This is a genomic window from Catalinimonas alkaloidigena, from assembly GCF_029504655.1.
In the GTDB taxonomy this organism is placed as follows: domain Bacteria; phylum Bacteroidota; class Bacteroidia; order Cytophagales; family Cyclobacteriaceae; genus Catalinimonas; species Catalinimonas alkaloidigena.
Genome location: NZ_JAQFIL010000001.1, coordinates 1,613,347 through 1,634,752 on the forward strand (window position 1 = coordinate 1,613,347; position 21,406 = coordinate 1,634,752).

20 protein-coding genes are annotated in these 21,406 nt (G+C 37.3%); 8 read left to right on the top strand and 12 right to left on the bottom strand.

Annotation, left to right across the window (positions count from 1 at the left end):
• Positions 1–2: 2 nt before the first annotated feature.
• The 5 genes from OKW21_RS06895 to OKW21_RS06915 form a co-directional block, all read right to left on the bottom strand.
• Positions 3–536 carry a DUF4252 domain-containing protein gene (locus tag OKW21_RS06895; protein ID WP_277478593.1) on the bottom strand — a complete coding sequence of 178 codons (534 nt, stop codon included), beginning with the start codon at positions 534–536 and terminating at the stop codon, positions 3–5.
• Between the two features lie 95 nt (positions 537–631).
• Entirely contained in the window at positions 632–1,135 is a 504-nt protein-coding gene (locus OKW21_RS06900; RefSeq protein WP_277478595.1) for a hypothetical protein, read from the bottom strand.
• On the bottom strand, positions 1,116–1,643 hold the full coding sequence (locus OKW21_RS06905) for an RNA polymerase sigma factor (RefSeq protein ID WP_277478597.1): 528 nt from the start codon (positions 1,641–1,643) through the stop codon (positions 1,116–1,118). Before OKW21_RS06905 ends, OKW21_RS06900 begins: the two co-directional genes overlap by 20 nt.
• Before the next feature lie 721 nt (positions 1,644–2,364).
• Positions 2,365–3,972: a CHASE3 domain-containing protein gene (locus OKW21_RS06910; protein WP_277478599.1), complete on the bottom strand. Its 1,608-nt coding sequence runs from the start codon at positions 3,970–3,972 to the stop codon at positions 2,365–2,367.
• A gap of 165 nt (positions 3,973–4,137) precedes the next feature.
• A complete protein-coding gene (locus OKW21_RS06915; protein ID WP_277478601.1) occupies positions 4,138–5,250 on the bottom strand; it encodes a transporter substrate-binding domain-containing protein in 1,113 nt (370 codons plus the stop codon).
• Between the two features lie 94 nt (positions 5,251–5,344).
• Between OKW21_RS06915 and OKW21_RS06920 the strand changes: the two genes are divergently transcribed.
• Positions 5,345–5,989 (top strand): HAD family hydrolase, encoded by a 645-nt coding sequence (locus OKW21_RS06920; RefSeq protein ID WP_277478603.1) that lies wholly within the window; start codon positions 5,345–5,347, stop codon positions 5,987–5,989.
• Positions 5,990–6,015: 26 nt separating this feature from the next.
• Here OKW21_RS06920 and OKW21_RS06925 read toward each other — a convergent pair whose 3' ends face one another.
• On the bottom strand, positions 6,016–6,675 hold the full coding sequence (locus tag OKW21_RS06925; protein WP_277478605.1) for a hypothetical protein: 660 nt from the start codon (positions 6,673–6,675) through the stop codon (positions 6,016–6,018).
• A gap of 164 nt (positions 6,676–6,839) precedes the next feature.
• Here OKW21_RS06925 and OKW21_RS06930 point away from each other — a divergent pair, with 164 nt between their 5' ends.
• Complete coding sequence (locus OKW21_RS06930) at positions 6,840–7,451, top strand: RNA polymerase sigma factor (protein WP_277478608.1); 612 nt, start codon at positions 6,840–6,842, stop codon at positions 7,449–7,451.
• Positions 7,444–8,286, top strand: coding sequence for a tetratricopeptide repeat protein (locus OKW21_RS06935; RefSeq protein ID WP_277478611.1), 843 nt, complete (start codon positions 7,444–7,446; stop codon positions 8,284–8,286). Before OKW21_RS06930 ends, OKW21_RS06935 begins: the two co-directional genes overlap by 8 nt.
• Here the strand turns inward: OKW21_RS06935 and OKW21_RS06940 are convergent.
• Together OKW21_RS06940 and OKW21_RS06945 are read right to left on the bottom strand one after the other, a co-directional pair.
• Positions 8,254–11,052 carry a CHAT domain-containing protein gene (locus tag OKW21_RS06940; RefSeq protein WP_277478615.1) on the bottom strand — a complete coding sequence of 933 codons (2,799 nt, stop codon included), beginning with the start codon at positions 11,050–11,052 and terminating at the stop codon, positions 8,254–8,256. The two genes, OKW21_RS06935 and OKW21_RS06940, sit on opposite strands and share 33 nt — an antisense overlap.
• A 14-nt stretch (positions 11,053–11,066) precedes the next feature.
• The gene (locus tag OKW21_RS06945; protein ID WP_277478617.1) at positions 11,067–12,107 is read right to left on the bottom strand and encodes a hypothetical protein; all 1,041 of its coding nucleotides are present in this window, start codon (positions 12,105–12,107) and stop codon (positions 11,067–11,069) included.
• 601 nt (positions 12,108–12,708) lie between these two features.
• On the opposite strand from OKW21_RS06945, the gene OKW21_RS06950 reads away from it, so the two are divergent.
• The 5 genes from OKW21_RS06950 (at position 12,709) to OKW21_RS06970 (ending at position 16,453) form a co-directional block, all read left to right on the top strand.
• Positions 12,709–13,419, top strand: a complete 711-nt coding sequence (locus OKW21_RS06950; protein WP_277478618.1) for a sensor histidine kinase — start codon at positions 12,709–12,711, stop codon at positions 13,417–13,419.
• A gap of 152 nt (positions 13,420–13,571) precedes the next feature.
• Positions 13,572–14,252 carry an SCO family protein gene (locus OKW21_RS06955; protein ID WP_277478620.1) on the top strand — a complete coding sequence of 227 codons (681 nt, stop codon included), beginning with the start codon at positions 13,572–13,574 and terminating at the stop codon, positions 14,250–14,252.
• Between the two features lie 119 nt (positions 14,253–14,371).
• Complete coding sequence (locus OKW21_RS06960; protein ID WP_277478623.1) at positions 14,372–14,716, top strand: c-type cytochrome; 345 nt, start codon at positions 14,372–14,374, stop codon at positions 14,714–14,716.
• 266 nt (positions 14,717–14,982) lie between these two features.
• Positions 14,983–15,522 carry an RNA polymerase sigma factor gene (locus OKW21_RS06965; protein ID WP_277478624.1) on the top strand — a complete coding sequence of 180 codons (540 nt, stop codon included), beginning with the start codon at positions 14,983–14,985 and terminating at the stop codon, positions 15,520–15,522.
• Between the two features lie 4 nt (positions 15,523–15,526).
• Positions 15,527–16,453 carry a hypothetical protein gene (locus OKW21_RS06970; protein ID WP_277478626.1) on the top strand — a complete coding sequence of 309 codons (927 nt, stop codon included), beginning with the start codon at positions 15,527–15,529 and terminating at the stop codon, positions 16,451–16,453.
• Between the two features lie 37 nt (positions 16,454–16,490).
• Here OKW21_RS06970 and OKW21_RS06975 read toward each other — a convergent pair whose 3' ends face one another.
• From OKW21_RS06975 to OKW21_RS06990, 4 genes are all read right to left on the bottom strand, one after another.
• Positions 16,491–17,072, bottom strand: coding sequence for a sugar transferase (locus OKW21_RS06975; protein WP_277478628.1), 582 nt, complete (start codon positions 17,070–17,072; stop codon positions 16,491–16,493).
• A gap of 14 nt (positions 17,073–17,086) precedes the next feature.
• Positions 17,087–18,979, bottom strand: coding sequence for a phosphoglycerate dehydrogenase (gene serA, locus OKW21_RS06980; RefSeq protein WP_277478629.1), 1,893 nt, complete (start codon positions 18,977–18,979; stop codon positions 17,087–17,089).
• Between the two features lie 6 nt (positions 18,980–18,985).
• Entirely contained in the window at positions 18,986–19,906 is a 921-nt protein-coding gene (locus OKW21_RS06985; protein ID WP_277478631.1) for a mechanosensitive ion channel family protein, read from the bottom strand.
• 860 nt (positions 19,907–20,766) lie between these two features.
• Positions 20,767–21,387, bottom strand: coding sequence for an HmuY family protein (locus OKW21_RS06990; RefSeq protein ID WP_277478633.1), 621 nt, complete (start codon positions 21,385–21,387; stop codon positions 20,767–20,769).
• Positions 21,388–21,406: the final 19 nt, after the last annotated feature.

Below are 21,406 nucleotides of genomic sequence, written 5' to 3' on the forward strand. Positions count from 1 at the left end.
ATTTACTGCTTTCCTTTCTTCTCGTCTATATTTTCAAGGTATTCCATGCCATTAATATTCATGCCTTTGGATAATTTGGATATCTGTTTGAGATCAATTTCGCCAAAGAGACTCATGGCTACAAATTTGTAGTCTCCACCTACCAGCATCAGCAGTTCACTGATTTTTCCTCCTTCTTCCTGTATCATGAAAATCATATCGTCTTTGCCATCACGGATAGACATCAGCTCTTCAAATTTACTGTTCTGGATACTAGCTTTAGCTTCTTTATAGTACTTTTGCGCATTTCCGATACTATCTGCAGCGAGGATTTTCAGTCCTTTGAGTTTACTAATGGCATTAGCCATCTCCTTAGTATCCGGATCATCAGGTTCAAACTCAGTGAAGAGATCAAACATCTTACTATTAATTGTGACCTTGGTAAAGTCTTCATTGTCTGCATATTTATTAAACAGAGAAGCGATGGCTGAATTTTGTGCCTGCACACTGAAGGCAAGCAGTTGCATTGCAATGATCGTTATTATAAGCTTTTTCATATTAATGTTACTTTTTAATGGTGAGCGATTCCCCGCCGGGATGGCATGCCCTTCAAATATTTGAATTCTCATAAAGAATTTTGTGTCAGCACATTTCATAATGTGTTTTCTTTGACTTTTTCCTGTGCGTCACTAAAATTTTCTAATTTTTCTATGTGCTGTGCGCCTTCATTCATCATGCTTGAGATGAGTAAGAGTGCCTGCTTAGTCTGTTCATAGGCCAGCTTTGGGTCTTCATAAGAGTTTTCAAGATTTTCTGGTACTTCAGCTGTTTCTCCTGTTTGGTCATAGATATAATCTTTTACCAGAAAAACAGAAAGCAACAATAAAGTCACTGCAGCGGCTATTCTCAGGAGCGTTCTAAAACTCCAGGCAGAATCCGATTTCTCAATTTTATGAATAATGGTTTCATCAAAGCGATCATCCAGAGTTTTAAACTGACGGTCAGTTCTGAGTTTCCTGAACAATATGGCCACGCCTTGCAGGTGTTCAGGTACTTCTACTTCAGTAAAGAAGTTTTGTAGTATCTGCTCCTCTTCCAGGCTGGTATCTCCATCCCAGTACTTGTCCAGTAGCTGTTCAATTTTTTGTAATTCCATAGGCATTAATGCTTTGCAGATTCTTTTTCAAGCTTTGTCTGGCCCTGAACAAATTAATTTTAACCTGTCCCGGGCTGACATTCAGGATCTCACTGATTTCATCATACGAATAGCCTTCTACGTCACGTAATTCCAACACCTGCTTTTGCAAGGGCGGTAGCTGTTTCATAAAACGCTGGATGTTGTCCAGCATATCCTGAGTTTCAGTACTTTCGTAGGGTGACTGAACTTGAAAAGTCAGTGTTAGCCCATCTTCAAGTACCTCTGTTTTACTGTAGTGTCCGGACTTTAGTTTGTTGAGTGAAATGTTACGGGTGAGCTTCATACACCAGGCCTCCACACTGCGATAGAGGTGTAGGTCTGCACGCCTGTCCCAGGCCTTAATGAAGACCTCCTGAACCACATCCTTGGCTTCGTCTTCATTACCTAAATAGCGTAAGGCAAAGCGGTAAAGCTTATTTTTTATAGGGAGGACGCTATGTTTAAACTCTTCCAGTAGCATATTCATGGGCAAGACAAGCGAGCAGAGTAAAAGTTACAGACAAAATGAGATTTTTTTTGAATTGATCTATAAATATTGACGCGAAGTAAAAAATGCTCTTGGCTGGACCGCTACTAACTATTTACTCATATAATCATGATGAGATATAATCTGGGAAAGTAAATCAATGACTTGTTCGTAGAAGAATTTGAGCGCCTTGTACTGGGTGAATCCATACTAAGTTTTAAAAAATGATTAAGTCTGCTCATTGAAGCGGATAAATGGCATTAGCCAGATGAAAATAATTAAGTATAGGTTAACTTACTCTTTCATTTATGCAATAGTGTCAGGCAATGGGTATTGTGTGGAGTAGGGGGTAGGGGGTAGGGGGTAGCCCGATTTTCGGAAAAGGAATAAAGAATTTGAAGAATGAGGCCCATTAATAATCAAAACAAGCTTATTCAACAAGTATACAACTTAGCCGAAGAGTTTAAAAATGAATTTAATCAACGCATTCCCGACCTCCTTTTAGACAAAAAACCAGTGCAAATATAGGATGAAATGGTATTATTAACTTGGGTAAATAGTATAGAGGACTTTTCTTACCCTAGCGCTCAGATCACTATGCTCACCAAATGCCTCAAAATGTAGATACTCTATAGTAGGGTAAGATCGCCCGCCAACCTACTCAGAAATGAAAAAGCCCTTTCAGAATACTGAAGGGCTTCACTAAATGACAGCAAAACATTTATTGGGTGACGTTATTATCCTGCTTTTGCTGGTATTCATTTATGACATCTTCATACTCTTTGGTTTTTCTTTGCATTTCTTCCTGCGTAGCCTGAAGCTCTTCCATATTCTGCCGCATTTCTTCTTCCTGAGCACGCATTTCTTCTGCCTGCTCCTGTGACTGTTCCAGTAAAATACGGGTTTTTTCATTCGTTTTGACCGTAGAAAGTGTGGAAGCAATGATTTCACCAAGGTTTTCAGCGAACTCAATCTGATATTTTTTAAAAGGTTGAAAAGCCGCAATCTCAAGCACACCCATTACATGCTCGTTATATTTGAGTGGTATGATCAGAATACTAGAGGGGGTAGCCTTTCCTAAACCTGAAGTGATGTAAACATAGTCATTCGGTATTTCTGTCAAATAAATGGTATCTGCTTCCAGATAGGCTTGCCCCACTAACCCTTCGCCAATATCAATACTTTTCTTCAGGTATTTCTTGCGATCATAGGCATAGCAGGCAATGAGGTCAAGCTGCTTATGATTTTCATCTTCATCATTTAGTACAAATAAGGCTGCCTGGTTAGCATTTAAATATTGTACTACTTTTGTGACCAACTTATTCCCTAGTTCATCTGTATTATGCTGATATTTTCTGGTAATTTCAGCGGCAATAGACAAGCCTTCTGTTGACCATATACGCCTATTATCCTCTTCTTTAACTTTTTTCATTTGCTCACGCATTTGAATCAACTCTCCAGCCAGGTTGTCTTTGTTTAAATCCCGATTGTTATCATCTAAACCTATCCATTGAACATTATGGTCACCTGAAGTGATTTTTTTGATGAACTCAGAAGCTTGCCTCAGGTTTTTAATAATGCTATCTATGATGCTCTCTTCGTTCAATGCTAGTTCATCAGTACCGGAATCAAAAATATATTTCTTATTACTTATGGCAAGTTGTTTAAAGAGTGCTTTGCGAGACCTTTCACTTCTTCTAATCCTAAATATCACTAATAGTAAAGTTGGTAATCCCAGTATCAAAAGCAACCATTGGATGTATCCAATCAAATCAATGTATAAACCGGCTCTTATATTGGTATCCTTGAGTACTGCTTCTTCATATTTATTTATCTTATTACTAAATCGACCATAGTTTTGCATCAGACTATGGCCCTTATCTTTGTACAAAATGGAGAGTGCTGCTTCATTTTCGCCTTTATATGCTAAATCATACATATTGTCCAAAAGCTGCATGTAAGCACTCATATCCTCTTTAATAATCTGCATGCTATCCAACTCGCCATAATTTTGGGAGATGAGGGTTTGTTCTATACTATTCAGGGTATGTAAATAAGACCCTTTTGCAAATTCAAAAGGAGCAATAAACCGTTCTTCCTGAACCAGCATATAGCCTCTCACCCCTACATCAGCCAGCATGATATATGTGCTAAGCTGTTTGAGATCAAGCAGAACTTTTTGAGCATGTTTACTTTTTATCTGTTGTTCCTCTATGATGTAGCGACTGTAAAAAGTAAATAAAGCACCAAAAATAATGGTTAGGATCACTAAGGACATGAAGAAGTTGATCCCTTTCTTCTCAAGCCAGTCTAATAATTTAGCTTTCATCTTTCTTTGAACTCGTGAGTAAATGATCAATAAAAGTATGATCAAAACAGGCAGTGCTCAAATCAAGATGGGTAATAACAAAACATTGTAATATTTAAAAAAAATCAGAATAAATTATACTGTTGGGTATAAATCAGGGTGTAGTGATGTTGTTTGCTTATTAGTTTATTCGATATTATCTCTACCTATATATCGATTGATGATACTTCGGTATTCAGGTGAAGTGAGCTTTCTCAGTATAATCACATTCAGGTCATTGCGAAGCGGGCTATCTTCAGGGATTGCAAAGCCGTAATTACTAGGAAGTATTCTTCTGGGTAAAATCTCGAGGTCTTCATATGCATCTGTTTGATTTAATAAATATTGAAGAATAGGCTTATCATAGATCACTACCTTTAATTCTTCGTTTTGCAGTGCTTGCAACGCATCTTCAGTAGTATCAAATAACGTTGCAAATATACCCTCCCTGGTAAGGTACTCTTCACTATTGCTGCCTCTCACCGTTCCTACTTTCACATTGGCAAGGTCTTCAATTGATTCAATATTTTGACTTAATGTATTCACAGTGAGGGAAGAGGCTATAGCGGCAGTAAGCGTAGAAGTAATTACAATAGCCGTAAACATCCAAACAAAGGCAATAGCTCTACCACCGGCAGTGATGGGAGCCTTATCACCATAGCCTACTGTAGTCATCGTTACTGCTGACCACCAAAAAGAGCTTCCTATTCCGCGCATACGTCCTTTTCCAAACATTTCTTTATTCCTTTTTCTTTCAAACAGCCACAACAAAATACCGAAGATCAAAATGACAAGACAGAGGACGCCAGCGGCTTTTACAAAGTCCCAGGAAGCTATATTCATGAGTTGGTGAAAGATTCCTTGCTGGCCCTGACGCATGACTACGCCCATGCCAGAGGAAAAGTAGGAGTGCGTAAAATCCATTCTTGTTTCTCTTTCATCAGTAATCGTAATGGCACCAACAGCCAGGTCAACTTCACTAGCAGATACTGCATCTAGCAGCGCATCAAGATTCTCATAAGGTTTATATTGAAAGGTTAAATTTAAGTCCTCAGCTACCTTCTCAAAAAAAAGGATACTTATCCCGCTATAAACACTGTCGGCATTATCAATTACAAAGGGCACAAGAGGTTTAATCCCAACCGTGAGGGTGTCGGGAGAATTTTCTTCCTGAGCTAAAGTAGGGGTTGAGCATAAATAAATAATACATAATGATAGGAATATGATTTTTCGCATGGTTAAAAGAAATAATTTTTCCATTTAGAAAACAAGCTTAGAAAGCTATTGTTATTTATCTGAAATAGTAATCTGCTACTAATTTTTTTTACTGAAATAGTAATTTTTTCAAATTTTCATGGCTGATCAAAATCATTATAAGGTAGCTGTTTTTGATATCAACGGAACACTCTATCGCAAATCTTCAAAGGAAGAATTTTTTAAATATATCTGCTTTAAGAAGGGGTATAAACTTCTGAATATTTTTCAACTGATCATTTTCAAGATTATCGGTAAGGCACGATTAATCAATCAAACTGAGTTTAAGGAAAACTTTTTCAATTACCTGGATAATCTATCACCAGAAGCTGTAAAAAAATATGCCCAGGAATACTGGCACATTGAGTTTCCGCAATATTTCAATGAGAAGCTGATGAAAAGAGTAGAAGAGTTGAAAAAAGAGAATGTAAAGGTAATCTGTATTTCCGGCGGACTGGATGTGTATATGCGTCCACTATTTGAGCGATTTGATGTGGACCATTACTTTTATACGAAAACTAAGTACGTAAATAATACTTATAAGATTGATGGACAGGCATGTAAGGGAGAAGAGAAGGTTCGCTGCCTTGATAATCATTTTGGTAATAATAATTATACCATCGTTGAAGCATATTCTGATGATCCCGAGGTGATTTTAGACCATGCTGAGAAAGCATATTTAATAACGCCTGAGGGTGAAATAAAAAACTATAAGCCTGATCAAACAAAGCTCGCGCATGCATAAATGCTGCAGGAAATGCCCTGAAGATTTTACAAATTTGCTGAAAAAGCAAACTGCTCATTGCTTTGGTTTTGAATATTGATGGCTCTATTGGCCTTATCAAAATCTAGCTGAGTGATCCTTGTAGAAGAGCTGTACAGGGTCCCTTTTTCACTGTTATTTAGATTTACAAATCTCAGACGATAAGTGTATATGCCATTTCTGCGTACTTTGGATAAATAAAATAACATCTGCTGCTCAGGAGAGAATGAAATATGGTATGGAATTTCATTCTCTAAAGAGGCTACAACCTTTACCACAGTCCCCTCTGCATCTGTAATTTTAATAGCACTGTGTCCACTTTGTAAGTCCATCAGATCTGTGAAATAAATGCTGTCTTTAGATGCATTGAGACAAAAGTCTTCTATAAATGTCACATCCTTCCATAATTGCTGCCCTTGGTTAATACGGCGGTATGTACTGCCGTTTTGATTTGCTGTATGCAAATTTCCCAGAAAACTCAGCCAGAATACCTGCCCTTTTTGATCATCGTAGACCATTTTGACCGTCTTATTATTATGCGACAGGGTATCTATCATTTTCGTGATGGACTCAGGGAGGGCATCATTTTGTAAATTGTTATGTGCCTGTATAACGAGAGAAAGTATAATTAGGGGTATGATGATACTGCTTAACAAAAAAGTTTTCATGAGGTTTTTCTCATTTGTCAAGTTCGGGCCATAAATGTAACCTCTATGGAAAATATTTAATTAAATCTCTATTTCCTCAACTCAGCTTGTAAATCATATCATAACTTAATTTATTTCAGTATTTTGGTTACAAACAAAGCTTCAGCACCTACTAACCAATAGCAATGAAAAAGGCAGTAAATCAGGTTTCTGATCAAACTATCATTGATAGTATTAGAGACGGTAAAAAGATTGAGCCTACTGTGCGTTTTTTATACGCAAATTATTTTGAAAGCCTGGCCAGTTATGTCAGGAGTAATAATGGAAATGACCAAGATGCAGAAGATATTTTTCAGGAATGCATAGTTGTATTCATGGGAACTGTGAGAGAAGGAAAGTTTAGAGGGGATAGCAAGGTGAAGACTTTTTTATATGCCATTATGCGAAACCTTTGGCTCAATGAATTGAAAAGGCGTAACCGCGCAATACATCGTGAAACTAAGTATTATGATGAAAATCCAAAAATTGAAGAAAGTATACACGTAAGTTTGCGAGAAAATGAAGTTAAAAAACAGGTAGCTTCATTGGTAGCCCAACTGGGTGAGAACTGTCAAAAGATCCTTAATCTGTTTTACTATCAGGATATGCCTATGAAAGAAATATACCAGGAAATGGGATACGAAAACGAACAAATCGCCCGTAATATGAAATACAAGTGCATGAAAAAAATGCATGCCTTACTGGACGCAAATGAAGATATGAAACAGCACTTTAAAAGTTTATTTGTCCATGGATGATCAAGCAATACAATTGGCAGAAAAAATAGATCGTTACCTGCAGGGTAAGATGACAGAGGATGAACAAAAATCCTTTGAGTATCAGCTAGCTCAGGATGCCAACCTACGAGAAAACGTTGAAAACACCGACATAGCGAGAGAAGCAGTTCTTCAAAGAGGCTTAAGAATGGAAATTAAGCAGATTCGGGAACGCATTTTACAGGAAGATGATGAAGAAAGACCTCCTTCCGAAAGTATAATTCCTGAAAGTGATGAACCTAAAGGCAGGGCTGAAACTAAAATCAGAAAGCTTTCTTTTTTACAGTATAGTTATCGGGTCGCAGCAGGATTTTCTCTGTTATTAGTAGCATTTGTAGCTGTGCAAATGGTGATGGTAAGCTCAGAAGATTTGTATGCAGACAATATAGCGTTGAGTGATTTGAGTGAAGTAACAAGGGGAGGTGGTGAAACGGCCAGCCAGACTGCTTTGCTGGATGCTTATCAACAAAATAATTTTAGTCAGGCTACTGAAATTTTTAGAAATCTTGAAACTCCCACTTCACTAGAGCTTTATTTTGCCGCCGCATCTTATCTTCAGCTTAATCAGTATGATGAAGCAATTAATATTTACCAGAAAGTTCTGGCTAATAATCAATTAGATAATGACAATGATTTTTTAAAACAGGAATCTTCTTATAAGCTGGCATTAACTTATATTAGAACAGGTGAATACAATCAGGCGCTGCCTATTTTAAAAGATTTAGATGAGAATTATCCTTATTATGACAATTTAATAAGTAGCTCCTTTATGTTGAAGCTTAAGTTACTTCAGTTTAAGGAAAGTCTTTTTAACTAGCCAATATACCCCTCCCAGCAGTATCAAACCCAACATTAGCCACCAAAGCCAGGTCCCTGAACTTTCGTAAATAGGGGCAGTATCACCAATGAAAACGAAATTTGCCCAGTAATAAGGCGTTTTCAGCAGAGGGTGAATATCGTCAGCATTAAGGTAATCCAGTTTTGCCTGACGCAGCGCTTTGTCCTTAGGAAAACCTCGCTTAAGGTAATCGTGTAAGTTAGCGGCAATTGTAGCCGTAGATTTATCCTGTGCTTTCCAAAGCGTAGTCACGATGTTAGGACAGCCAGCATAGGCAAAAGCCCGCGCCAGACTGATTATCCCTTCTCCTTTTACCAACTGACCATTTCCTGCTTCACATGCACTTAAAACCACCAGCTTGACACTGTCCAACTGTAGATTGTACAATTCCTGTGTATAAAGCCGGTAACCGGCTAGAGACTCATCTTCGTCGGGATAAAATGCTATAAATGACTGTAAAGGGTCATTATTATCTATGCTGGCATGTGTTGCCAGATGAATAATTCCATAGGAGCTTACAAGCTCAAGAAACAGACGTTTAGTTGCCTGGTTTTCAAGGTAAATGCTTCCTCCGATATTTTCCACTTCTTCTTTGGAGCCAAATAATAGGCTGAAACCATTACTACGAATATTACCTTCTTCGTCACCGGCAAAAGGGGCCATCGCAAGTATTCCATTAGACTCCTTTGCTTTACGAGTGCGTACTGCGTCTTCTAGAAGAGATGCAGAATAAGCGTAACTAAAGGCGTAGTCATAGATCAAATAATGATTTGAAATTGGGGCATCATTGAGCATCTCAAAAGGAATATAGTTCAACTGCCCATCCGGAACGATAATTAATTTTTCTTTGCCAGAAATTTCTTTTTCAAAAGGTTCAATCAGTTTTTGGTATAATATGTAGGCTTGTTCACTTTCTTTGTAAGCTTGTCCCATCTGGTATTGATAGAGCTCAGATTGAACAAGCTGTATAGCCTGAAAAAATGCAGAGTCTACATGTTGCACTTTTAGCAAGAAATTATCTCTAGTCAGCAGAAAGCAGTAGAGACTGTCTTTTCCTAAAAAGTATTCAAGCAGAGCATCATCTTGATCCAGCAAAGTACGCTGAATATCGGATGCATGAATTGTATCCTCCTGATATTTTAGTCTAAAATACTTTTCATCAGATTGTAATGATCTAAGTGTTCGGGAGAGATTGATTTCCAGATCGTTTAATTTGGTCTTGAGGCTACTGTTTTCACTTGAGTCCTGAGATTCAATCAGTCTGAGCCTTAATTGAGAAATTTGTTGTTTTTGCCGCTTTTCTGCTTGTATTAAACTATCAATATTCGGTAAAGTGGATTTGATATCCAGATCATCGAGAATTTCTGAGAGTATCGCAGCTTTACTGTTCTCAGAAAACTGAAATGCCAAGTCAACGTATTTTTGATCTTTGGTTAATCTGTAAAGTTGATATGCAGTGCTGATTGCAATTTCATAGACAGGGTAAACGTTCTGCACCAGAAAAAGCTTAGCCTCATCATTATCATAAGTTTTCTGAATATACCTCGCTACTTGAATTGCATTATCATAATTTTGTAAGGATGCTTCTAAAGCGGTAAGAGAAGCATTTTGAGCGTACAAAGACTTAAAGGCATTTCCTTTACCTTCATAAATATTGAAGAGAGTAAGAAGAGATAATCCTGAGAATAGATTTTCAGGGTTGGTGTAATAATCCTGATTATCAAAATTGAAAGCAATAGTATTTAAAGCCCTCTGATATAGTATTAAAGACTCTTCTGCTTCACGATTGTGCAATTCTATTGTAGCTAAACCTATGAATGCGCCCCCCAGATTGATCCGAGATTGGTTTGAATAAGCTTGGTTAGTTTCTATTGAACGCTGATAGAGGTATCTCGCAGAATCCGTCTGATTTTTTTGAAAATAGACATTTCCGAGATTATTTAATGCAGCAAGTTTAGTGTCAATATTTTGACTAAAAGTGGCTTTAAGAAGATACAGTTTAGCACTGTCGTACTTACCCAGTTCACCGTATGCTTTACCTATATTCTGATATATGGCTTCAGGAATATTTTTATTTGAAAGCAGAGATTTATAGATAGGAATGGATGTATTATATTTTCTGAGCTTATCGTATGCTATGGCAAGATTATTTTTAATAATAAATTCTGCGTACGGATTGTTCCTTAGCAATGAAGCACCCTTTTCAAGATAATTTATTGCTTGCTGGTAGTTTCCTACATGAAATTGCAAGAGACCAGATGAATTATAAAGCCGGGCTGATTCTGCTTCTTTGATATTGGGAGGGATATTAACTTCTGCTTGACTATAAAAGTACTGGGCAGAATCAAACATTTCCAGGTATTGAAATGCATCTCCACAGTACAGGTTAGCATAAAACTTCAATGTATCAGCGGGTGGAGCAAGCAATTGCGCTTTGCGCAAAGAGCTTTTGTAATGGTATAAAGCACTGTCAAAAAGTAGGTTCATTTCGTAAAGGTTACCGATTTTTTGATGTGCTTCTACCTGAAGCTGTAAGCTGTCTTCTCCAAAACTTTGAATGGCTTGCTGAAAATTGAGTATTGACAGGCTATCCGTATCAGGAGTAGCATCAGGGAGATGAAAAAGACTATCTGCAGTATGAAAGAGGCGATGAGCCTCCTCCGTACGCAGTTTTTGTGCATGTATTTTAAAAGTACATAAGCACAGTAATAGAATAAAAAAAGTAAGCAGTCTTGATAAGTACATACATACTAATAGGTTTACTGAAATTTATTCACACCAACCATAATAGAATGTCGGTGCATCATACGTCCATTGTTTGATTCCTGATTTTTTCTACCGATCCATTGTTGAAGTTCCTCAGGGACTTCCTCTTCAAACCAGTATATTTGAATAGGTATGCTTCCTTCCACGACTGTATTCCCACCTCTGTAGATATATGGAACAATGAACTCTCGGGTGAACCCGTCCGTGATTTCTACTCCCAATAGTTCAAGGTTGATAAAAGTCTGACGGAGGTTGATGGTACCTGGAGGCGTATCCTCATCAGTTTCTGCAAATGAAATACCCTGCTCCTGAACCTGACCTTGCGGATCAAAATCTATGGCTGCTTCAAAATCCGGATTATTCCGATTTATGGCAGGTTCAATGAGAGAAGTCTCTTCAGGGTTGCTGAAATCAATTATCACATCGGGATAGTCAATACCAGCAATCAAAATTTGAGTTGTACATCTTGTAAGGCCATCCTCAGAAATAAAGCTTACTTCATAAAGTAATCCTGGCTCACTTAAATCTATGTTGATTATTCCTGTTTCGGGATCAATATCCAGTCCGTTTGGCTTTGCGCTAAATGTTCCTGTAAATTCCTTTTGATCTGAATTTTGAGGGGATGCAAACATATCTTCTCCCGGAATAAATAAGATTTTACCATAATCAAGTTTACATTCTGTGATTACTGGCTCAGCTTCCTGTATTACTATTGTGGTGCTGCAATCAGGGTCGCCATTTTCGGGTGTATAAGTAATGGTATACTCCCCCGGATCACTGGTGTTAATGTTGATTACACCCGTTGTATCATTTAAGACTAGGGTATTGGGTGAAGCACTAAACGTTCCTTCTGATTCACCCTCAGTAAATGTAGGAGATATTAACTGCTCACCAGTGGTGGTTTTAGTATATGAAACACCATCATAAGAAAACAGGCAGGGCTTAGGGTCACAATCACAAAGTTCTTCACAGGAAACAAATAAGCACAAGGAAAGTAGAGCCCATAAAATTGTAGGTCTAGAAGTGTAGTTCATAGTTTAAGGTTTAGTATGTGAGTATTAGTGTACGCTAAAGCAGGAAATGTAAACTGATTCGGGCAAGATTTTTAATATCAAATGTGTTTTCTTGCAATCAGACATAGTATCCCTTAAATATTTATATCAATTTAAAAGGATTTAATGACATTATTGCGCTTAAGCTTGTATTTGATTCAGTCAGGCAGTATTAATGCCATATTATTTATCCCTTATTTATATTTTAAGGGAATGAGGCAGAGGTTAAGCTGAGCTATCAACGATTAAACGAATAATATTCACCTACAATCCGCTATCACATAACTGGATTGTTTTACTTTTTTGTACTGATACAAGATTTGTCAAGAGGTAATACTTTAGATTAACTTTTGTTTTTTGGATATGGAATTCACCCTTTCCTCTATTCGGTGTTGGTAATGAATCCTGCTTCATTTATTCATGAGAATATTTAACAGCAATTCTTAATAAAATAAAAATGCACTTTTTTGTGAAGCAAGAAATTACATTGGCAGTTCAGCGGCTGTTTTTAAAGTTTTTTTTGTCATTGCTTTATTAAACTTGTGAAAACAAACAATGATTACAGTAACATAAATTTCCGCTGATGATCAAAAGTGCCGAAACCAATGAAGAGATATTAGTCCAAATAGGTCGTGATCTCAAAGGTATGTTAGCCAGAATTCGTTCTTGTAACTATACTCTTTACAAAAATTTTGAAAAAGATCTGGATGAAGATAGCCGAAAGTTTTTTCAGACTATTGAAAGGGATTGCGATTCAATAAAAAGTATCATTCACAATATGATCTCAGTGGATTCCTGTTTTGACGATGATTATGAACAGGCACCTAAAACTGTAGTACTCAATCATATCATAAAAAAAATAGTAGACGAGTTTCCTGCACAGACTTTTAAAGAGAAAAATATAAAGATTGTTTATGAAGATCTTGATGAGGAAATCTACATTTATATTGATGAGCAGGCAATCACTAAAGTACTTGAGCAGTTACTAACCAATGCTTGTAAATTCTCTTACACTGATGGTCAGGTAGTCGTCAAATTGGTAAAGTACGCTAATGTAGCTAATATCTCAGTATCTGATCAGGGAATAGGTATTCCAAAAAAACTGAGGCCATACATTTTTAATAAGTTTAGTAAGGCTACCAGAAGGGGCACAATGGGTGAGGAGTCAAGTGGCTTAGGCTTATATTTAGCCAAAAATATCATAGAGAGACACCAGGGGAGTATCTGGTATGAGAGCCAGGAAGATAATGGGTCCAACTTTTTTATCAATCTTCCCTTACGTGACAGAATATAAAAAACCAATTGAAGGGCTGTGAAATTTTCTCACAGACTTTTTTGGTTGCTACCTCAGGGGATTAAGTTTGGTGGTCAAAAAATAATCAGCAGATTCTTGAATTCAACTTGTTTATTGTTTGTTTGAAAATAACTTGCAAAACAAAAATTCAGATGAGCCCAAAAACCCTATTTTACCTATCTATTTTGTTGATCAATAGCACTTTTGTTGCTTGCTCTATAGACTCTGGAAAAACAGAATCATCTTCCCTTCCATATTTAGGTAGGCATAATTATGTTGAAAAAACTATTAACGATCAGAGTGTGGTGGATACTATTTATCATCAGGTATCTGATTTTCGCTTTGTGGATCAGGATAGTAGTGTTATTACACCCTCCACATTTGATGATAAAATCTATGTAGCTGATTTTTTCTTTACTTCTTGCCCTACTATCTGTCCAGTGATGAAGACACAAATGTTAAGAGTATATGAGGCATTCAAGGAAGAAGATGAAGTTGTACTTTTATCTCACACTATAGATCCTCAGCATGATACCGTTGCACTATTACATGATTATGCTGAACGGCTGGGTGTATCAAGTGACAAATGGCATTTTGTGACCGGCGAGAAGGAAAAAATTTATGAGATGGGCCTCAATAGCTACATGGTCACTGCGATGGAAGATGATGAAGAACCAGGTGGCTTTATACATAGTGGTGCTTTTATTTTAGTAGACAAGGAGGGGCACGTTCGTGGAATGTATGATGGCACTAAAGAGGAAAAGGTAGATATCCTGATCAAAGACATGGAAAAATTACTAAATGAGTACCGCAATAAAGATAGAGGTGTCTAACATATATGGGTAAGAAGCATATCTTATTATTCCCTTTTCTCTTCGTTTTTCTAACTTTTATTGGTTGTGATAGTAACCATGAAAATGCAGCTATCAGGAACTTAAATAGTGTAGAAAAAATGCATTTCAAGCAATATATGGTTTATGGGCAGCAACTGTATACTCAGCACTGTAGTAATTGTCATCAAAATGATGGCAGTGGGTTAGAAATGTTAATACCACCTCTTGCCAGTTCAGATTACATGCTGGAGGATGTCGGTCGTACGGTTTGCCTGATTAAGTTTGGATTAGAGGGAAATATTGTGGTTAACGGAGATTCTTATAATCATAACATGCCTGCTAATACTGAACTTACAGATCTGGAAATAGCACAGATCACTACTTACATACTTAACTCCTGGGACAATCAAAAAGGGTATGTTTCGGTGAAAGAAGTCACAGAGCACCTAAAAAGTTGTGAATAGCAAATAGCAATAATTGTAATTCCTAAAGATACAGTTTAATTTTTATTATTTTGTTACAAGCTTTGAAGTACTATGCATCAACTTTTTATTATTAGCTTTAAACAACTAAATTGTATCTTATGAGAAAACAGACCTTGCAATTGTAAAAAATCAGCGTTTGCATTTATCCAGATTCATCAAACATATTAGCTTTTATACAATTCTAATATTACATGAAGGGTTACCTTATTGAGAGTTATCGTATTAAATAATGAAGGCTTTTTGCAATGAAGGATAGCGTTGTTCTTGAAAGAATAAGTAAAGGTGATGAAAAAGCCCTTGACTATTTGTATCGTAAGTACTATAAAATGATGACTAATATCATTCTTAAGAACAACGGTACAGAGCAAGAGGCAAAAGATATATATCAGGATGCGCTTGTTGTGTTTTGGCAAAAAGTGATTAGCAATCAACTAGTGCTTACTTCCAAAATCAGTACTTACTTGTATAGTGTTTGTCTGAATTTATGGAGGAAAGAGTTAGAAAGAAAAAGTAAGCTTTCAAATGAAGAAAAAGATGGGGTAGAATATCTGGACCAGGAAAGCGAAGAAAGAAGTTACATTATTCGTAATTGTATAGAACAATTGGGAGACACTTGTAAAAAAATATTAATGTATTACTACTTTGACGATATGTCAATGCAAGAAATCGCTGATAATTTGGGGTTAGCGAATACGGAAACCGCTAAGACAAAAAAATATAAATGTAAGAAGAGGCTTGATAGCCTCATTAAATCTAAGTATTCAGAAAGTGACTTTTTAGATTAAGCCTATGAAAGACTTTATCTATTCGGATAAATTTGATAATTACCTTAAGGGTAAGTTGTCTAAAAATGAGAAAATTGCTATCGAGGATGACATCCATCAGGATCCTCTTCTTCGTAGTGAAGTGAAATTACAACAAGACATTTACAAGTCTCTTGGCGAGGCACGTCGCTCGTATCTCAAAAGCAGGTTGGACCAGGTAACTCTACATACCAATGTATGGTATGAATTTACAGGTATCCAGTTTGCAGCTGTACTTACATCTTTAATTTTTCTTACCGGTGGTGGATATTATCTCTATCAATATTCTAAGGAAGTTGAACCAGAAATATCTCTAGTAGAAATTGAGGTGCCTAAGCAAAATTCTTTAATTCCTTCAGGTAATATTAGCCCAGATCTTCCCATTGTTGATTTTAGGGACGAAGAACCTGACGAGCATACACTGTCTGCTTCATCAGAAAATGATTTTATACAACCTGAGGTTGAAGATTTAAATGAAAGTAATGAAAAGTCTGAAATAGCACTCACTGAGGATAAAGCTGATGTAGAATTGCCGAACTTAGTTAGACCTGAAGTTCTTAATAGTTTTAATGATGAATCTCAGAATATTGATTACGAAGATTTTGAGGCTCCGGATAAAACTTTATTACAGGCAACTGAATATTCAAATGCTGACGTTGAGATAGAAACGCTATTGGATAGCAAGTATAATTTTCATTACCAATTATATAATAACAAACTTTATCTTCATGGCAATTTTGAAGGTGTTCCTTATAGAGTTATTGCATTGAATCAAGAAGAAAAAAAGAAAAAGCTGTTCTTAAATTATAATGGAGCTTTTTACAAACTTAAACTCGATCAAAAGGAAGTAGCTTTGCTTGAAGCAATTCAAGATAGTACTGTCATTAAAGCTTTAACTAAGATTAGCAAATAATCAAATTCTCCTTTGACTTGTAGCTTTCAGCCTAGGCTTAATTTCCCTTAAATTTCTCTTGTTGATTTAAACCGTTAGGTTTGACATCTCTAATCCTAAAAATCTTGAATAAGGTTTTTACTAGAATTTTCAGGTCTAGTATAAATGATTGGTTTTGAATATACCATATGTCATAAGTAAATCGCTTTTTCCAATCAATTGTGTTTCTTCCGTTTATTTGTGCCCATCCGGTGATACCAGGCTTAACGTTGTGCCTTTGCTGTTGATAAAGATTATATAGAGGCAGATATTCCATCAACAATGGACGTGGGCCTACCATTGACATCTCACCTTTGAGTACATTAAAAAGCTGAGGTAGTTCATCTATTGAAAAAGTACGTAATAACCTTCCAAAACACCTCAGAAAACGAAAATTAGCTACTTCATCTTCTTTAAATAATGTTTTCAACTTATACAAGGTAAAAGGAATACCTAAATGCCCGGGTCTTTTCTGCCTAAAAAAAGGGTAAGAACCCGATAGTATAAATATGAGTATGCTGGCAAGCATAATACATGGTGCAGCAAGAATAAGCGCAAAGGATGCTACAAGTATATCAAATGTTCGCTTGCCAGTATACATATAAGGTTGAAACTCTAATAAAGCACTCTAAACCTGATAGTATTATCTATACTTTTAAGCGCCTGAATTACAGCATCATCGTATGCTTTGTCAATATCAATGATCACATAGCCAATGGTTTCATTTGTTTTTAAATACTGACCAACAACATTGATATTATGCTCTGCAAGTATATTACTGATTTTAGCAAGTACTCCGGGTACATTCATATGGATATGCATCAGGCGGTGTGCATTTTGAAGTAGAGGAAGTTGTAAATTAGGGAAATTCACACTGTTGGTAGTACTTCCGGTATTTACATACTCCATAATCTTATTAGGCACAAAGTCTGCAATATTCTCCTGTGCTTCAAGTGTGCTTCCGCCAACGTGTGGAGAGAGTATTACATTGGGAAGCCCTCTTAGTTCAGAAATAAATTCTTCATCATTACTTTTAGGTTCTTCGGGAAATACATCTATCGCTGCTCCTCTTATTTTGCCATTTTCAATATTTTCCTTAAGGGCTTCAATGTCTACTACTGAACCACGGCTAAGATTTAAAAGAATCATGCCATCTTTCATTTGCCTGAATGCATAAGCATCAATGATTTTTTTGTTGGAAGCGCGTCCATCTACATGCAGGGTAACAACGTCTACTAGGCCTAGCAGCTCCTCCATACTGTTGCATTTTGTAGCATTTCCCAATGCCAACTTTTCAATAAGATCATAGTAGTAGACATCCATTCCTAAATTCTCAGCCAAAACGGATAGTTGCGCTCCAATACTACCGTACCCTATAATTCCCAGTTTTTTACCTCTGACTTCATTGCTGTTAGAAGCAGACTTTAGCCACTTACCTTGGTGCATTCCCATACTTTTGTCATGGAAGCCACGCATCAGGAAGATGATTTCAGCGATAGCCATTTCTACCACTGAACGAGTATTACTGTAAGGAGCATTGAAGACAGCGACCCCTTTCTTCTGACAGGCAACAAGGTCAATTTGATTGGTACCAATGCAAAATGCTCCTAATGCTATAAGTCGGTTTGCATTTTCCAATACCTTCTCTGTCACATGTGTTTTGGAACGGATGCCCAAAATGGAAACATTCTTGATTCGCTCAGCCAATTCTTCTTCGTCCATGGCGGCCGGGTGTATCTCTACATTATATCCTTCTTCACGAAGCTTTTTCTCTGCGTCGGGATGGATATTTTCAAGTAATAGTACGTTAATTCTATTTTTGGGATAGGAAATTGCAGTATTCATTTTGTTCAGGTATAAAAATTCGTCAAGTGAAGGTGTAATGTGATCAGCCTTTTCCAAAATGCTTTGTCTTTCAATATTTTCAGTAAAGGCATAAAATTTATTGGCAAAACCGGCAGCTTTAATCTTATAATCATTGTAGCCATCCCCAATGACATATACATCTCCGTGAAGATCAAGGCTTTTGATGATCTGTGACTTTCCATCGTCCCCAGATAATAGATTATTCTGGTCGTAGCCTACGATGTTGCCTTCTTCATCAAATTCAAACTCATTGGCAAAGACATGTGGCTCCTTTATGCCGTACTCTTTTACAATAGGTACGATAAAGCTTTTAAAGCCATTGGAGATGATGTAAATGTTGTCTGAATAAGTTTCAAAAAATTCACGGTTACGCTTAAAAGATACCGACACATTTTCCCTGAGATAATCTATCAAAGGGGTAAGATGTTCCTTGTGGGCATTAAGCAAAGCAAGCCTCTTTTCCAGAGACTCGCGGAAAGAAAGGTTGCCTTCCATGCAAGTATTGGTAATATCCTGCACCTGCTTTAGAATATTATCTTTCTCAGGATTACCCTTGAGTGAAATTTCACATAGGATATCTAATGCTTCTACCTTGGTAAAAGTACTGTCAAAATCAAAGACAAAATACTTATCTGACTTCATGTAAATTTAGTTTGCTAGTCCTTTTTCTTTTTTTATTGATACAGATAATTCCCCGCTCTTCACGTGCAGATCACGTTGAGAATAGGGTATTTCAATATGATATTGCCTAAACTTGGCAAAGATCGCGTAATAAAGCTGGCTCTTTAGATACTCAGGGCGCTGTACAAATTGGGTAGTCCAGACCATTAAGTTGAAATTCAGTGAACTGTCTCCAAATTTATCAAACCAGACTTCAGGGGTGGGGCTTTTCAGCACCCCTTCATTTTCCAGCATTACCTCTAGCAGCAAAGCTTTTACTTTTTCAGGATCTTCCTTATGAGCAACACCTACCGGAAACCTGAAGCGTATTCTTCGGTCGTTATGACTCCAGTTGATTACTGAAGAAGAAATGAATTCTGAATTGGGTACGATGATAGAGATATTGTCATTGGTCACCACTGTAGTGGAGCGTGCTGAGATGTCAACCACATCACCATTGACACCGGCCACTTCAATACGGTCACCTACTTTGATGGGGCGTTCAAATAGTATGATAAGGCCGGATATAAAGTTGTTGACAATATTCTGAAGACCAAAACCAATTCCAACACCGAGCGCCCCAAACAATACAGTAATTGCAGTTAGGTCAACACCCGCAGCATTAATGATGACGTACAATCCCAGTACAATCAGGATGTAGCGTGTAATGGTGCCAATAGATTGCCTTATACCTATGTCCAGATTGTAGCGGGCAAGTATCCGGTTGACCAGTAGTTTGTTAAACTTGTCAGTAAGGAAAAAGAGCAGAAAAACAAAAAGGAAGAACTGGAAGAGCGACCAGATACTAATAGGTACACCTGCAAACTTAGTAAAATCATAGGTAAAGACGCTAAGTACTTTCAGTACTGTTTCCTTGATCTCGTTCCAAAAATTAACAATCTGTTCCATGCCCTTTAAGCTAACAAGCATCAAAGTTACATAAAGGATACATAAAATAAAGTAGCTGCACCGTATTTGTTGAGAAGTGTATCCTGAAGCAAGTTCAGCTTTAATTTTGAATCTGACGGGCCTTATTACAGCACGGATGAGCGTGTACTTTAATGTTCTTAGGATAGTCTCTAAATTTGGACAAAGTCCCGGACATATGTCTGATTTCCTTTCTGAATAGTCAGCTTATTTATTGAAAACCACCCCTGAAAAAGTTCAAACAAGATAAAATCAGACATCCTATACCTAGATAGTAAGCATCATTTTAAAAATAGCACTAAGCAATTGAGAAAATTCTTGGAGACTTTTGGCAAATGATTTCAAGAGCTTAAATAGCTTTTCTGCAAAGCCGTAATTATTCTCTCTCATTAAGCACATAAAGGCTTCATAAAGACTTTACGCCTTGGAATCCTTCCGCCAGGTCCTTTAATCATTGGGAAAATTAAGGAGGTGGGGCAGACCTCATACTAAGTTTTTACTAAAAGTAGTTATGTCGTACTGAGCGGGTCATTTACCCTTAGGGGTGACAAAACATTTTGGTTCCTAGAGACTCCACTGCGTTACAGAATTACGCTGAAATTTTAGCTTAATTGTTTGGCCCAGGTGCTTTTGAACTGTATGTTGACAAAGGAAGAGCCCAAGAATGATATCTTAAGCTTGTTTTCAACGCCCAATCTGGTATACAGCCAGGTCAGAAGAAGAAGACATGAGCAGACTTTTGAGCAGGTCTACTAAGCACCAGAAATTGTGCCTGTGCTGCCAGTAGTTTGTAAATTGGAAAAGACCACCGGGACTGACAGCAACAGGACTTCAGTTTTTTTCTAGAAGTCAACGCTTCCATTGGGCTGTACTACATACTGAAAAGTAAAGTGTCCGCTTTCAGGGCGCGTTTCTAAACTGGCAAACGCTTCTGTAGTAGTATCAGGATTACCTTCGTAGTAGCTGATAATTTCTAGCTTGGCATAGTTGCCTTCTACCGTTTTCAGCAGGATGATCTTACCAGGAATTGGCAAAATAGCATGTGCTGGGTTGCCAGTAGTTCCTGTATAGTTATACCAGCCATTACCACCGCCAGAAGGAATTGCCAGAGACTCTTCGTTATCGGTAGCGTATCCACTGCTGGGTGCAGCGTCTATTTTCTCAAAGACACCATATAAGATCTGGGCACCGCCTTCACCAGGACCGGAAATGCCGCTGTTGGTGATGATTGATGTACCATCAAAAGCCAGGTCCCATCGCGTACCGACGGAGTCTGATTTGCTTAGCTGCTGACCGCTTTCCAGGTCATAAAAAGCATAGCCCTCGGCTTCATATACATCAGTAGCAGTTTGTACTTCCAATGTTACATCGGGAGCAGGCTCATCGCTATCTTCTTCGCAGGCCGTAAACAGGCTCAGGGCTAATAAAAGTATTAAGTAAAAGTTGTGGGTTTTGTGAAACATGATGGTTAAAAGTTAATTA

Coding starts and splice junctions, on each gene's coding strand:
- OKW21_RS06895 (WP_277478593.1), bottom strand. CDS start 536: ATGAAAAAGCTTATAATAACGATCATTGCAATGCAACTGCTTGCCTTC.
- OKW21_RS06900 (WP_277478595.1), bottom strand. CDS start 1,135: ATGGAATTACAAAAAATTGAACAGCTACTGGACAAGTACTGGGATGGA.
- OKW21_RS06905 (WP_277478597.1), bottom strand. CDS start 1,643: ATGAATATGCTACTGGAAGAGTTTAAACATAGCGTCCTCCCTATAAAA.
- OKW21_RS06910 (WP_277478599.1), bottom strand. CDS start 3,972: ATGAAAGCTAAATTATTAGACTGGCTTGAGAAGAAAGGGATCAACTTC.
- OKW21_RS06915 (WP_277478601.1), bottom strand. CDS start 5,250: ATGGAAAAATTATTTCTTTTAACCATGCGAAAAATCATATTCCTATCA.
- OKW21_RS06920 (WP_277478603.1), top strand. CDS start 5,345: ATGGCTGATCAAAATCATTATAAGGTAGCTGTTTTTGATATCAACGGA.
- OKW21_RS06925 (WP_277478605.1), bottom strand. CDS start 6,675: ATGAAAACTTTTTTGTTAAGCAGTATCATCATACCCCTAATTATACTT.
- OKW21_RS06930 (WP_277478608.1), top strand. CDS start 6,840: ATGAAAAAGGCAGTAAATCAGGTTTCTGATCAAACTATCATTGATAGT.
- OKW21_RS06935 (WP_277478611.1), top strand. CDS start 7,444: ATGGATGATCAAGCAATACAATTGGCAGAAAAAATAGATCGTTACCTG.
- OKW21_RS06940 (WP_277478615.1), bottom strand. CDS start 11,052: ATGTACTTATCAAGACTGCTTACTTTTTTTATTCTATTACTGTGCTTA.
- OKW21_RS06945 (WP_277478617.1), bottom strand. CDS start 12,107: ATGAACTACACTTCTAGACCTACAATTTTATGGGCTCTACTTTCCTTG.
- OKW21_RS06950 (WP_277478618.1), top strand. CDS start 12,709: ATGATCAAAAGTGCCGAAACCAATGAAGAGATATTAGTCCAAATAGGT.
- OKW21_RS06955 (WP_277478620.1), top strand. CDS start 13,572: ATGAGCCCAAAAACCCTATTTTACCTATCTATTTTGTTGATCAATAGC.
- OKW21_RS06960 (WP_277478623.1), top strand. CDS start 14,372: ATGCATTTCAAGCAATATATGGTTTATGGGCAGCAACTGTATACTCAG.
- OKW21_RS06965 (WP_277478624.1), top strand. CDS start 14,983: ATGAAGGATAGCGTTGTTCTTGAAAGAATAAGTAAAGGTGATGAAAAA.
- OKW21_RS06970 (WP_277478626.1), top strand. CDS start 15,527: ATGAAAGACTTTATCTATTCGGATAAATTTGATAATTACCTTAAGGGT.
- OKW21_RS06975 (WP_277478628.1), bottom strand. CDS start 17,072: ATGTATACTGGCAAGCGAACATTTGATATACTTGTAGCATCCTTTGCG.
- serA (WP_277478629.1), bottom strand. CDS start 18,979: ATGAAGTCAGATAAGTATTTTGTCTTTGATTTTGACAGTACTTTTACC.
- OKW21_RS06985 (WP_277478631.1), bottom strand. CDS start 19,906: ATGGAACAGATTGTTAATTTTTGGAACGAGATCAAGGAAACAGTACTG.
- OKW21_RS06990 (WP_277478633.1), bottom strand. CDS start 21,387: ATGTTTCACAAAACCCACAACTTTTACTTAATACTTTTATTAGCCCTG.